The sequence below is a fragment of the Tibeticola sediminis genome (assembly GCF_003843835.1).
Classification (GTDB): Bacteria; Pseudomonadota; Gammaproteobacteria; order Burkholderiales; family Burkholderiaceae_C; genus Tibeticola; species Tibeticola sediminis.
This window is the reverse complement of record NZ_RKQL01000004.1, coordinates 255928-268770: the sequence shown is the minus strand read 5'-3', so window position 1 is coordinate 268770 and position 12843 is coordinate 255928. Positions and strand designations below refer to the sequence as shown.

Annotated in this window: 8 protein-coding genes; all 8 read left to right on the top strand. The window is 66.3% G+C overall.

The window, feature by feature from the left end:
• The first annotated feature begins 83 nt into the window (after window positions 1-83).
• From metX to EDC62_RS09830, 8 genes are read left to right on the top strand one after another with little or no spacing between them, the layout of a single operon-like run.
• On the top strand, window positions 84-1229 hold the full coding sequence (gene metX / locus EDC62_RS09865; protein ID WP_124223164.1) for a homoserine O-succinyltransferase MetX: 1146 nt from the start codon (window positions 84-86) through the stop codon (window positions 1227-1229).
• Window positions 1226-1810 (top strand): methionine biosynthesis protein MetW, encoded by a 585-nt coding sequence (gene metW, locus EDC62_RS09860; protein WP_124223162.1) that lies wholly within the window; start codon window positions 1226-1228, stop codon window positions 1808-1810. Before metX ends, metW begins: the two co-directional genes overlap by 4 nt.
• A 17-nt stretch (window positions 1811-1827) precedes the next feature.
• On the top strand, window positions 1828-3744 hold the full coding sequence (gene glgB, locus EDC62_RS09855) for a 1,4-alpha-glucan branching protein GlgB (RefSeq protein WP_124223160.1): 1917 nt from the start codon (window positions 1828-1830) through the stop codon (window positions 3742-3744).
• Window positions 3741-5927: a glycogen debranching protein GlgX gene (glgX, locus tag EDC62_RS09850; RefSeq protein ID WP_124223158.1), complete on the top strand. Its 2187-nt coding sequence runs from the start codon at window positions 3741-3743 to the stop codon at window positions 5925-5927. The genes glgB and glgX overlap by 4 nt, the downstream gene beginning before the upstream one ends.
• The gene (gene malQ / locus EDC62_RS09845; protein ID WP_124223156.1) at window positions 5924-7435 is read left to right on the top strand and encodes a 4-alpha-glucanotransferase; all 1512 of its coding nucleotides are present in this window, start codon (window positions 5924-5926) and stop codon (window positions 7433-7435) included. The genes glgX and malQ overlap by 4 nt, the downstream gene beginning before the upstream one ends.
• Window positions 7436-7478: 43 nt before the next feature.
• A complete protein-coding gene (gene glgC, locus EDC62_RS09840) occupies window positions 7479-8777 on the top strand; it encodes a glucose-1-phosphate adenylyltransferase (protein WP_124223154.1) in 1299 nt (432 codons plus the stop codon).
• Window positions 8774-10267: a glycogen synthase GlgA gene (gene glgA, locus EDC62_RS09835; protein WP_124223152.1), complete on the top strand. Its 1494-nt coding sequence runs from the start codon at window positions 8774-8776 to the stop codon at window positions 10265-10267. The genes glgC and glgA overlap by 4 nt, the downstream gene beginning before the upstream one ends.
• The gene (locus tag EDC62_RS09830) at window positions 10264-12801 is read left to right on the top strand and encodes a glycogen/starch/alpha-glucan phosphorylase (protein WP_124223151.1); all 2538 of its coding nucleotides are present in this window, start codon (window positions 10264-10266) and stop codon (window positions 12799-12801) included. Before glgA ends, EDC62_RS09830 begins: the two co-directional genes overlap by 4 nt.
• The last annotated feature ends 42 nt before the right edge of the window (window positions 12802-12843 follow it).

The following is a 12843-nucleotide window of genomic DNA, read 5'->3' as shown; positions in this document are numbered from 1 at the left end:
CTCCGAAACCAGCTAAAGAGGGTACCCGCAACCCGGTTCCGCCTCTTCGGCGCAACCGGGTTTTTTGTTGGCAGACCACCACCATGCGATTGATCGCCACGCCGCAGACGATGTCATTCCAGGCACCCTTGCGCTTGCAGAGCGGCGCCGTGCTGCGGGATTACCAACTCGCCTTTGAAACCTACGGCACGCTCAATGCGGATCGCTCCAATGCGGTGCTGATTTGCCATGCGCTCAACGCGTCGCACCATGTCGCTGGGGTGTACGAAGGCCAGGCCCGCAGCGAAGGCTGGTGGGACAACATGGTGGGCCCCGGCAAGCCGGTGGACACCGATCGCTTCTTTGTCGTCGGCATCAACAACCTCGGCTCGTGCTTTGGCTCCACGGGGCCGATGCATGTCAACCCGGACACGGGGCGCATCTACGGCGCGGATTTTCCGGTGGTGACCGTGGAAGACTGGGTGAACGCGCAGGCGCGCCTGCTCGATGCGCTGGGCATCGAGACGCTCGCCGCCGTGATGGGCGGCAGCCTTGGGGGGATGCAAGCCCTCTCCTGGACGCTGCAATACCCCGAGCGGGTCCGCCACGCCGCGGTAATTGCGAGCGCGCCCAACCTCACGGCCGAGAACATCGCCTTCAACGAGGTGGCGCGACGCGCCATCGTGACCGACCCCGACTTTCACGGCGGGCGCTTCTACGAGCACGGCGTGGTGCCCAAGCGGGGCCTGCGCATCGCGCGCATGATCGGGCACATCACCTACCTCAGCGACGACGTGATGAACGAGAAGTTCGGCCGCACGCTGCGCGAGGCGGTGGCGGGCAGCGCCACCGGATACAAGTATTCGACGCAGGAGGTGGAGTTCCAGATCGAGAGCTACCTGCGCTACCAGGGCGACAAGTTCAGCGACTATTTCGACGCCAACACTTACCTGCTCATCACCCGCGCGCTCGACTACTTCGATCCAGCTGCGGCCTTCGACGGTGATTTGGTGCGTGCGCTCGCGCCGGCCCGTGCTCGTTTCTTACTGGTGAGCTTCACGACCGACTGGCGCTTTTCCCCGGCACGCAGCCGCGAGATCGTCCGCGCGCTGGTCGCCAACCAGCGCGACGTCAGCTATGCCGAAATCGATGCGCCCCACGGCCATGATGCGTTCCTGCTCGACGATGCCCGCTACCATGCGGTGGTGCGTGCGTGGTTCGAGCGGATTGCCCGGGGAGCCCAAGCATGAGTGATCCCGTGCTCATGGAAACCCTCGGCGCCCTGGTACCGAAAGGGGCGCGCGTGCTCGATCTGGGCTGTGGCAACGGCGCCATGCTGGAGTGGCTGCGGGTCCATCGGAACTGCTCGGGCTATGGCGTCGAAATCGACGACACCAACGTGCTCGCCTGCGTCCAGCGCGGGGTCAATGTGCTGCAGCTCAACCTCGAAGAGGGTCTCGCCATGTTTGGCGACCAGTCGTTCGACGTGGTGCTGCAAATCGACACGCTGCAACATTTGCGCAATGCGCAAACCATGCTCCGTGAAACCGCGCGCGTGGGCCGCATCGGCATCGTCGCCTTTCCGAACTTCGCACATTGGCCCAACCGGCTCAGTGTGCTGCGGGGTCGCATGCCCGTGACGAAACGCCTGCCCTACGAGTGGTACGACACGCCCAACATCCGAGTTGGAACCTATGCGGACTTCGAGGTGCTCGCGGAACGCAACAGCCTGCGCATCCTCGACGCCTTCGGCTTGCAAAATGGGCGCAAGATTCGCTTCATGCCCAACCTCTGCGCCTCGACAGCGGTGTTCAAGTTCGAGCGCGGTTGAGGGCGAGCCCCTTCAGCATGGAAACGACGGAAAACGATCGACCGGACTTGGCCGCGTCCCCGTGGCTGGGCCCGTTCGATCTTTGGCTACTGGCCGAGGGCCGACATCTGCGCCCCTGGCAAAAGCTCGGCGCCCATTTGGCCCGCGAGCAGGGCCATGAGGGCACCGTTTTTGCAGTCTGGGCTCCGCACGCGCAGGCCGTCAGCGTGGTCGGGGACTTCAACGCTTGGGACCCGGCGCGCGACCCGATGGGGCGGGTGGGTGAGAGCGGCATTTGGCAGGCGTTCGTCCGCGACGCGGCAGCGGGTGCGCTCTACAAGTTCGCCGTTGTCGATGTCCACGGCCATTTGAGCTTACGAACCGATCCCTATGCGCGAGCGACCGAGGGACCGCCGGGCCTCGCCGCGCGCGTGTGTGCCCCGGCTGCCTGGCGGCCACATCGCTTGCACGCGCGGCCTGAAGGCGGGCGACCCATCGCCATCTACGAGGTCCACGCCGGCTCCTGGAAGCGACCAGGGGGACACATTCCGGATTGGGACTGGCTCGCCCGCGAACTGCCGCCCTACGTCGCCCAGCTCGGATTCACACACATCGAGCTGTTGCCGGTGGCTGAGCATCCGTTCTACGGATCCTGGGGCTATCAATGCACCAACCTCTACGCCCCAGCGGCTCGCTATGGCAGCCCCGACGCTTTGCGGCGCTTCATCGATGCGGCCCATGCGCACGGGCTGGGCGTAATCCTCGACTGGGTTCCGGGCCACTTTCCCAGAGACGGCCACGCGCTGGCTCGTTTCGATGGCACGGCCCTCTATGAGTATGAAGACCCTCGGGAGGGGGTTCACCGCGACTGGGACACGCTGATCTATAACTTTGCACGTCCGCAAGTCCGCAACTTCCTGATCGGCAACGCGCTCTATTGGGTGGAAGAGTTCGGCTTCGACGGTTTGCGTTTCGATGCGGTCGCCTCCATGCTCTACCGGGACTACAGCCGGCCTGCCGGAGAGTGGATCCCCAACGCACGGGGTGGGCGGGAAAACCTCGAAGCCATCTCGTTTTTGCAGGAGGTCAACCGCACGCTGCACGAGCAAGCCCCGGGCGTGCTGACCATTGCGGAAGAATCGACGGCGTTTCCGCATGTCAGCCGCTCGCCCGAGGAGGGTGGCCTGGGCTTCGACGCCAAATGGAACATGGGGTGGATGCACGACACGCTGCGGTATTTCGCGCTCGACCCCGTCCACAGACGCTGGCACCACGACGCCCTGACCTTCGCGATGATGTACGCCTACAGTGAGCGCTTCGTTCTGCCGCTGTCGCACGACGAGGTCGTCCACGGCAAAGGCTCATTGCTCAACAAAATGGCGGGGGATCCCTGGCAGCGGCGAGCCAATCTTCGCGCGCTACTGGGCTTGATGTATGCGTTTCCAGGCCGCAAACTGTTGTTCATGGGCGCGGAGCTGGCAACACCACGGGAGTGGAATCACGACACGGAGCTGGACTGGGGCCTCTTGAATCAGGCCGACCACGCGGGCGTACAGCGGCTGGTGCACGATCTCTGCCACCTGCTGCGCGAACTGCCGGCGCTGTTCGTTCAGGACGACACTCCGGAAGGCTTCGCTTGGATCGAGGCCAATGATGCGGCGCACAGCGTCTACAGCTTTCTGCGTTGGGGCACCCGGCCTGATGAAGTCCTTGCGGTGGTCTGCAACCTCACGCCGGTCGTTCGGCACGACTGGCGGATTGGCGTACCCCTGGCGGGCGCCTGGGTCGAGCGGCTCAACACCGATTCGGCCCACTATGCCGGGAGCAATGTCGGCAACTTCGGACGCCTCGAGGCCGAGCCCATCCCGATGCACGGCCATCCCTGGTCGGTCCAACTGACACTTCCGCCGCTGGGCGTCCTGTGGCTTGATCCCGAGAAGCCACTGCCATCATGAACCCGCGAGCCCTCGACCGCCTGAGCGAGCCTGGAAAGCCCTGGCCGATGGGTGTGACGCCGCGAACCGTGGCCGGGCAGGAAGGCGTCAATGCCGTCGTCTTCGCGCCGCATGCCCATGCCGTCATGGTTTGCGTCTTCGACGCAGAAGGGCATCGCGAGATCGAACGATGGCACTTGCGTTGCCACGGTGACGGGCTGTGGTGCGGTTGGATACCGGGGCATGGCGCGGGCATGCTTTATGGCCTGCGCGCCGACGGCCCGTGGAAGCCCGAGCAAGGCCACCGCTACAACCCGCATCGTTTGCTCATCGACCCTTGGGCCCGGGCCCTCGTCGGCTCGACGAGCGCTTTGGCGCTCGAATGTGACGACCCGCAAGGGCGTGGCTTTCCGCCGCTGCCACGCGACAACGCCGATCGCGTGCCCAAGGCCCGTGTGATCGACCTCGAGCAAGAGCTGTGCCGCGCACGCTCGATCGCCGCGCGACCCTGGGTTCCCTGGTCCCACACGGTCCTCTATGAGGTGCATGTCAAATCGGCCACGGCCTTGCACCCGGATCTCGAGCCCGAGCTTCGCGGCACCTGGCTCGGGCTTGCGAGCAAGCCCATGCTCGAGCACTACCGCAAACTGGGCATCACCAGCTTGTGTCTGCTGCCGGTGCAGCTGCACCTCGATGAACGCCACCTGATCGAGCGGGGCATGAGCAACCTCTGGGGCTACAACACGCTCAACTACTTTGTCCCCGACCCCCGATTCGCTACGCTGCATGCCCGGGGCGAACGTCACGACGATCAGCGGATTCGCGACGAGTTCCGGCAAATGGTCGACGGTTTGCATCGGGAAGGGATCGAGGTCATCCTGGACGTGGTCTACAACCACACGGCCGAAGGCGGCGCGACGGGGCCCACCCTTTCCTGGCGAGGACTCGACCATGCTGCCTGGTACGCGCTGGACGAACACGGACATCCGATGAATTTCAGCGGCTGCGGCAACACGCTGAACCTCGGTGAACCCCACGCCGTCCAACTCGTCATGGACAGCTTGCGCTGGTGGGCGGAAGCATTCGGCGTCGATGGGTTCCGTTTCGACCTTGCGGTGTCCCTCGGCCGCGACCCCAGGCTCGACTGGCGCTTCCATCCGGCACATGCCCTGTTCACGGCGATGGCACAAGACCCCGTCCTGGCGCCCCTCAAGCACATCGCCGAACCCTGGGACCTCGGGCCCGATGGCTACCGCCTCGGGCAGTTCCTGCCCGGCTGGCATGAATGGAACGACCGCTTCCGAGATACCGTGCGCGCCTGGTGGCTCGGACACGAGTGCACCCGCGGCGAGCTCGCGCGGCGCTTGGCGGGCTCGAGCGACCGTTTCGAACATGACGGACGTCTTCCACTCGCCTCCATCAATCTCATCACGGCGCACGATGGCTTCACGCTCGCCGACCTGACCAGCTACCGGCACAAGCACAATGAAGTCAACGGGGAAGACAACCGCGACGGTGCCGATGCCAACTTCAGCGCCAACGCCGGCGTCGAAGGACCGAGCGAAGACCCGACCGTCCTCGAGCGGCGGCAGCAGTGGCGGCGCGCGTTGCTGAGCACCTTGTTCTGCGCCCAGGGCGTACCCCAGCTGCTCGCCGGCGATGAAATCGGCCACAGCCAACGCGGGAACAACAACGCCTACTGCCAGGACAATCCGATCAGTTGGATCGACTGGGCGCGAGGCGACGCCGATCTCTGCAGCTTTGTCGCCGCGCTGACGGCCCTGCGGCGCGAGCTGCCCGCGCTGCGCCATCCACTCTGGTTTTCGGGGCAATGGTCAGAGGCGGATCTGCCGCCAGACATCGAATGGCGAACCGCGCAAGGGTATCCGCCTGGGGTGGACGAATGGGAGCAGCCAGACAGCCGCATCCTGGCCTGTGTCATCACGGTCGGTGAGCCAGGGGGCTTGCCGCGCGAGCGGGTGATGACGATTTTTCACGCCGGTTCGGAGCCGGCTTGCGTGCGGCTGCCCGAAGGCATGTGGCACACGGTGCTCGACAGCCGAATCGGCGCGCGCTTTCCCCGACCGGCAAGCCCCGATGCCCCAACCGCCGGCCCCCCCGGGGAGCGTGGCTGGACCGAGGTGGTTCCGCCCTGCCTGAAAATCCTCGTCCAGCCCCTGCCCAGCGGAGACCCGAGCCCATGACGGCACCCCCAGCGAAGCCACTGCACCGGCGCAGCAGCGGCATCCTGCTGCATCCGACGAGCCTGCCCGGCAGCGCGTCCTGCGGGGATCTGGGCGCCGCGGCGCGGCACTGGGTCGACTGGCTCCAGAGTGCTGCGCAATCCTGGTGGCAGGTTTTGCCCCTCACGCCACCAGGACCCGGCTTCTCACCGTACCAGAGCCTCTCGGCATTTGCCGGCAGCCCCTGGCTCATCGATCTCGGGGCTCTGCGCGAGCGCGGATGGCTGCGCGACGACGAGCCCGTACCGCTTGTCGATGGGCAGAGCTGCGGAACGCCCGAAGGCGTCGCCGCCCGCCAGCGCCTGCTGATGCAGGCTTGGCAGGGGTTTCAGCGCGCAGCCACCGAGCCCGAGCGCAGCGATCTCGAAGCCTTCGTTGCGCGCGAACGGAATTGGCTCGAGGACTATGCGCTGTTCATGGTGCTCGACGCGCGTCATGGGCAGCCCTGGACCCGATGGCCCGAACGACTGGCGCGACGCGACCCGAGCGCGCTGGCCGAGGTCGCGGCAGCCGCGCAAGACGAGCGCGGCTTCTGGTGCTTCACCCAGTGGCTGTTCGAGCGCCAATGGCAGGCGCTTCGGGCCTATGCGCGGGAGCGGGGGATCGGCGTCATTGGCGACCTGCCAATCTTCGTCGCCCATCACAGTGCCGACGTATGGGCTCAGCCGTCGTGGTTCGCGCTCGACCCCTCGGGCGAGCCCGAGGTCATTGCGGGCGTGCCCCCCGACTACTTCAGCCCGCAGGGTCAGCGCTGGGGCAACCCCCTCTACCGCTGGGACCGCATGGCCGAGGACGGCTATGGCTGGTGGAAGCGGCGATTGCAGCGCACGCTCGAGCAGTTCGACGTCGTGCGCATCGACCACTTCCGGGGGTTCGCGTCGTATTGGGAAGTCCCCGCGCAGGCGCCCACCGCGATCGACGGGCGTTGGCGTCCCGGGCCTGGGCTGGCGTTTTTTCAAACGCTCCAAGCGCAGCTGGGGCCGCTGCCCTTGATCGCCGAGGACCTCGGCGCCGATCTCGGCGAAGCGATGGCGCTGCGCGAGGCCTGCGGCTATCCCGGCATGCGGGTGCTGCAATTTGGCTTCGACGGCCATGCCGACAACCCCCACCTGCCCCACAACTACGAGCCCCACACCATGGCCTACCCTGGCACGCACGACAACGACACCGCCGTGGGCTGGTGGCAGTCACTCGAGCCCTCGGCGCAGGCGTTGGTGCGCCGCTACCTCGGCCCGGGCGTGGACGGTGAAGGCATCCACTGGAGCCTGATCCGCGCGCTCTCCCTCTCGGTCGCGCGCACGGTGATCGTGCCGTTTCAAGACGTGCTGGGCCTGGACGGCCGGCACCGCATGAACACACCGGGGCTCGCCGAAGGTTGCTGGCGCTGGCGCTTCGACTGGCCGATGGTGGGCCCCGAGCCCGCGGCGCGCCTGGCCGAAATCGTGCGCGCCCACGGCCGCGCCCCCTGATCCCCCTGCCCCGACGGACCCGCCCCACCCGAGGAGAACTGCCATGCCCCCCAACGATCCCCAGGCCCCGTATCAACTGGCGCGCCAGACGATTGCCCTCGTGCTCGCCGGCGGCCGCGGCTCGCGCCTGGGCGCGCTCACCGATCGACGCGCCAAGCCAGCCGTGTACTTTGGCGGCAAGTTCCGGATCATCGACTTTGCGCTCTCGAATTGCCTGAACTCGGGCGTGCGGCGCATCGGTGTGATCACCCAATACAAGTCCCACAGCCTGCTGCGGCATCTGCAGCGGGGTTGGTCTTTCCTGCGCAGCGAGTTCAACGAGTTCTTGGACCTCTTGCCCGCGCAGCAGCGCATCGACGAAACCTCCTGGTACCAAGGCACGGCCGATGCGGTGTTCCAGAACCTCGACATCCTGCGGCCCAACCGCCCGCGCTACATCTTGGTGCTCGCCGGGGACCATGTCTACAAGATGGATTACGCACGCCTCATCGCCGATCATGCGGCGCGCGGCGCCCCTTGTACCGTGGCTTGCATCGAGGTGCCGCTGGCAGAGGCGAGCGCCTTTGGCGTGATGGCCATCGATGAGGCGCGGCGCATCGTGCGCTTCGACGAGAAGCCCGCGCACCCGGCGCCGATGCCGGGGCGACCCGACCATGCGCTCGCCAGCATGGGGGTGTATGTGTTCGATGCCGACTATCTCTACGCCGCGCTCGAGGCCGACGCCGCCACACCGGGCTCGAGCCGCGACTTCGGCCGCGACCTGATCCCCAAGGCCGTGGCGCGCGGCGAAGCGGTCGCCCATCCTTTCGGGGAGTCCTGCGTCAAGAGCAGCCCGGAGGCACCGGCCTATTGGCGCGATGTCGGCACCGTCGACTCCTATTGGGCTGCCAACCTCGACCTGACGAACACCATCCCCGAGCTGGACATGTACGACCGCAACTGGCCGATCTGGACCTACCAGGAACAGTTGCCTCCGGCGAAGTTCGTGTTCGACGACGAAGACCGGCGCGGCTGTGCGGTCGATTCGCTGGTTTCGGGCGGCTGCATCATCTCCGGCGCGCAGCTGCGCCGCTCGGTGCTGTTCTCGCGGGTGCGGGTCAATTCCTACACCCGGGTCGAGCAATCGGTGCTGCTGCCTGCGGTCGAGGTCGGGCGTCATTGCCGGCTGCGCAAGGTCGTCGTCGATGCCGGCTGCCACATCCCCGAGGGCATGGTGATCGGCGAAGACCCCGCACTCGACGCGCAGCGCTTCGCGCGGACCGATGGCGGCGTCGTGCTGGTGACTCCGGCAATGCTCGCGCGGCTGGGCTTTCCTTCACCCGGCCCTGGGGTTCGTTCATGAAGGTCCTGCATGTCTGCGCCGAGCTGTATCCACTGGTCAAGACCGGGGGGCTCGCCGATGTCTGCGCCGCGCTTCCCGCCGCGCAACGGTCGCTGGGCATCGATGCGCGGGTGTTGCTGCCGGGCTTTGCCGGCGTGAAAGCGGGTGTCGAACCCACAGGCCCGGCGCTGAAGTTGGCGACGCGCAACGCCCCGCCGATCGTGCAGGCCTTGGGACCCGAGGTTTCGATCATCCCCGCCCGATTGCGGGGCGCGGGATTGCCGCTGTGGTTCATCAACGCCCCGGCGTGGTACGAGCGCCCCGGCGGCCCGTATCTGGACGAAAAGGATCGCCCCTGGCCCGACAACGCCGAGCGCTTTGCGCTGCTGGGCTGGGTCGGTGCCCAACTGGGGCTGGGCGGCGACCCGTCCTGGACCCCGGACGTGGTCCACGCCCACGATTGGCATGCGGCGCTCGCTCCGGTTTATCTGGCGACCACACGCCGGGGGCCTAAATCCGCGGGGTCGGTGCTCACGATCCACAACCTGGCGTTCCAGGGACGATTTCCGGGCGAGCTCTGGCCGCGGCTGGGGCTGCCAGCGGCGCTGTTTGGGATCGAAGGGCTCGAGTTTTATGGCGAGGTTTCGTTCCTCAAGGGCGGGATTCTGTTCAGCGACGCCTTGACGACGGTCAGCCCCCGTTACGCGCAGGAAATTCTCACGCCCGAGCAGGGATTTGGCCTCGACGGCGTACTTCGCCGAAGAGCTCAGGCGCTGCACGGCATCCTCAATGGTGTGGACTATTCGGTGTGGAACCCCGCGACCGACGCGTGGCTGGCGCAACCTTACGATCTGGCGCAGCTCGACGGAAAGGCGCGCAACAAGGCCGTGCTTCAGCGAGAACTGGGCCTGGCACCGCGCGCAGATGCCGTGCTGTTCGGCGTGGTCAGCCGGCTCACCGAGCAAAAAGGTGTCGATCTCATCGCGCCCGTGCTCGGCGATCTGGTGGCCCGCGGTGGCCAGCTCGCGGTGCTGGGCCACGGGGACGCGGCGATCGAGCGCGCGCTGGAAGCGGCCTGCGCCGCCCACCCGGGCCAGGCGCGCCTGCGCGACGGCTACGACGAGGGGCTGGCCCATCGCATCATCGCTGCAGCCGACGTGATCCTCGTGCCCTCGCGCTTCGAGCCCTGCGGCCTGACGCAGCTCTACGGTATGCGGTACGGCGCCTTGCCGCTGGTGCGCGCGGTGGGCGGGCTGGCCGACACGGTCGTCGACAGCAGCCTCGAGGCGATCGACGACGGTCGCGCCAGTGGCTTCGTGTTCCATGAGGCCACGCCCGCTGCGCTCGACGCCGCCATTCGGCGCGCCTTCGCGCTGCACCGCCGCGGCGCCGACTGGCAACGGGTCCAGACACACGCCATGAGCCTACGGTTCGACTGGGCGCGCGCCGCGCGGCAATATGGCACGCTGTACGATGGCATTCGTTCTTCTTCCGCAAGGCTGGCCTCATGAACGCCCCTGACGCTGCCCCATCGCCCCTCGCGCCGAGCGCATCGGCGTCGTTCGATTTCGACCGACCCGTCAGCACGGTCGAGGCGCTCAAGCGCTCGATCTCGAACCGGTTGGTGTATTCGGTGGGCAAGGACGTGCGCTCCGCGTGTGCGCGGGATTGGCTGTTTGCGGTCTTCTACGCGGTTCGGGACCGCATCATGGACCGCTGGCGCGAGACGCACCACGCCGCGATCGACCAGGATGCCAAGCGCGTCTATTACCTGTCGATGGAATTTTTGCCCGGGCGCATGCTCACCAATGCGCTCGCCGCGGAAGGCTTGCTCGAAGACATCCGCAAGGCGTGCACGCAACTGGGCGCGGATTTCGACACGCTGGTCGACCTCGAGGCCGATCCGGGACTCGGCAACGGCGGCCTCGGGCGGCTGGCCGCGTGTTTCCTGGACTCGATGGCCACACTCGCGCTGCCGGGCATGGGCTACGGCATCCGTTACGAATACGGCATGTTCGCGCAGCGCATCGTCGATGGCCGTCAGGTGGAGGAGCCCGATCAGTGGTTGCTCAACGGCAACCCCTGGGAATTCATGCGCCCCGAATACAGCTACACGGTGCGCTACCGCGGGCATTTGGTGCCTGACGGCCAGAGGGTGCGCTGGGTGGACACGGAAAACGTCATTGCCGTCGCCTACGACAGCGGCGTGCCGGGCTATGAGCTGAGCTCGGTCGCGACGCTGCGGCTGTGGTCCGCGCGCGCCGAGAGCGCGCTCAACCTCGAGCAGTTCAACCGGGGCGACTACATGCGCGCGGTCGAGGCCAAAAACTGGTCCGAAAACGTCTCGCTGGTGCTCTACCCCGAAGACAAAACCGAGCAGGGCCGGCAGTTGCGTCTGCGTCAGGAGTATTTCTTCGTCAGCGCCTCCTTGCAGGATTTGTTGCGCCGCTACCTCAAGACGCACGGGAGTTTCGAGCAGTTGGCCGACAAGGTGGCCATCCACCTCAATGACACGCACCCGGCGCTGGCGGTGCCCGAACTGATGCGCCTGCTGGTCGACGAGCATCGGGTGCCCTGGGACGAGGCCTGGGCGCTGTGCCAGCGCATCTTCAGCTACACCAATCACACGCTGATGCCCGAGGCGCTGGAGGTCTGGCCGGTGGACCTCTTGGGCTGGCTGCTGCCGCGGCATTTGCAGATCATCTATGACATCAACGCCCGCCACCTCGCCGAGGTGCATGCGCGCTTTCCCGAGGACATGGATCTGCTGCGCCGGGTCTCGCTGATCGAGGAAAACGGGCAGCGCCGGGTGCGCATGGCTTGGTTGTGTGCGCTGGCCAGTCACAAAGTCAATGGCGTTTCGGCGCTGCACAGCGACATCATGGTGCGCACGCTGTTTGCCGACTTCGCACGCCTGTGGCCCGAGAAGTTCTGCAACGTCACCAACGGCATCACGCCGCGGCGCTGGCTCGGGCAGGCCAACCAGGCCCTGTCCGAGCTGATCGACGCGCGCATCGGGCCGCTCTGGCGACGGGAGCTCTCGCATCTCGGCCAACTGCGCGCCCATGCCGACGACGACGCCTTTCTGGCCGCTTTGCGACTGGTCAAGCAACGCAACAAGCGGCGTCTGGCCGATTATGTGGGGCGGGAGCTCGGGATCGAGATCGACCCCGAGAGCCTCTTCGATGTGCAGGTCAAGCGCATCCATGAATACAAGCGGCAGTTGCTCAATGTGCTGCATGTGATCACGCGCTACCACGCGATTCGGGCGAACCCCAAAGGCAACTGGGTGCCGCGCACGGTGATCTTTGGCGGCAAAGCAGCCTCGGCCTATCACATGGCCAAGCTGATCATCCGGCTCATCAACGACGTGGCCCGCACGGTCAACGCCGACCCCTGCGTCAGTCCGCTCCTCAAAGTCGTCTTTGTCCCCAACTACCGCGTCACGCTGGCCGAGCTGATCATCCCCGCGGCCGATCTGTCGGAGCAGATTTCGCTGGCGGGAACCGAAGCTTCCGGCACGGGGAATATGAAATTTGCGCTCAATGGCGCGCTCACGATCGGAACCTGGGACGGCGCGAACATCGAGATTGCGCAAAACGTCGGTGAAGAGCACATGTTCATCTTCGGCAACCGCGCCGAACAGGTCGCCGAGCTGCGCGCGCATGGCTACGTCCCACGCCGCTACTACGCGAGCAATTACGAGCTGAAAATGGCGATCGACCGCATCGCCGACGGCGCGTTTTCACCGGAGGAGCCGCAGCGCTACCAGGACCTCACGCGGTCCTTGCTCGAATCGGACTACTACCAACTGCTGGCCGACTATGCGGATTACATCGCCACGCAAAACCGCGTCGACGAGCGCTACCGCCTGCATCGTGACTGGTCACGTTCGTGTCTGCACAACATCGCGGGCGTGGGCATGTTTTCGTCGGATCGCGCCGTCTCCAACTACGCCGAGGGCATCTGGGGCGTCCGCCCCTTGTTCGAAGGGGGCAGGCCGGCGACACCACCATGGTCGCCCGCCCTGGCAGCAGGAATTTGAACCTAAATCCGGCAGTTGACCGCTACTCGCGAAAAGGTAAGG

Coding starts and splice junctions, on each gene's coding strand:
- metX (WP_124223164.1), top strand. CDS start 84: ATGCGATTGATCGCCACGCCGCAGACGATGTCATTCCAGGCACCCTTG.
- metW (WP_124223162.1), top strand. CDS start 1,226: ATGAGTGATCCCGTGCTCATGGAAACCCTCGGCGCCCTGGTACCGAAA.
- glgB (WP_124223160.1), top strand. CDS start 1,828: ATGGAAACGACGGAAAACGATCGACCGGACTTGGCCGCGTCCCCGTGG.
- glgX (WP_124223158.1), top strand. CDS start 3,741: ATGAACCCGCGAGCCCTCGACCGCCTGAGCGAGCCTGGAAAGCCCTGG.
- malQ (WP_124223156.1), top strand. CDS start 5,924: ATGACGGCACCCCCAGCGAAGCCACTGCACCGGCGCAGCAGCGGCATC.
- glgC (WP_124223154.1), top strand. CDS start 7,479: ATGCCCCCCAACGATCCCCAGGCCCCGTATCAACTGGCGCGCCAGACG.
- glgA (WP_124223152.1), top strand. CDS start 8,774: ATGAAGGTCCTGCATGTCTGCGCCGAGCTGTATCCACTGGTCAAGACC.
- EDC62_RS09830 (WP_124223151.1), top strand. CDS start 10,264: ATGAACGCCCCTGACGCTGCCCCATCGCCCCTCGCGCCGAGCGCATCG.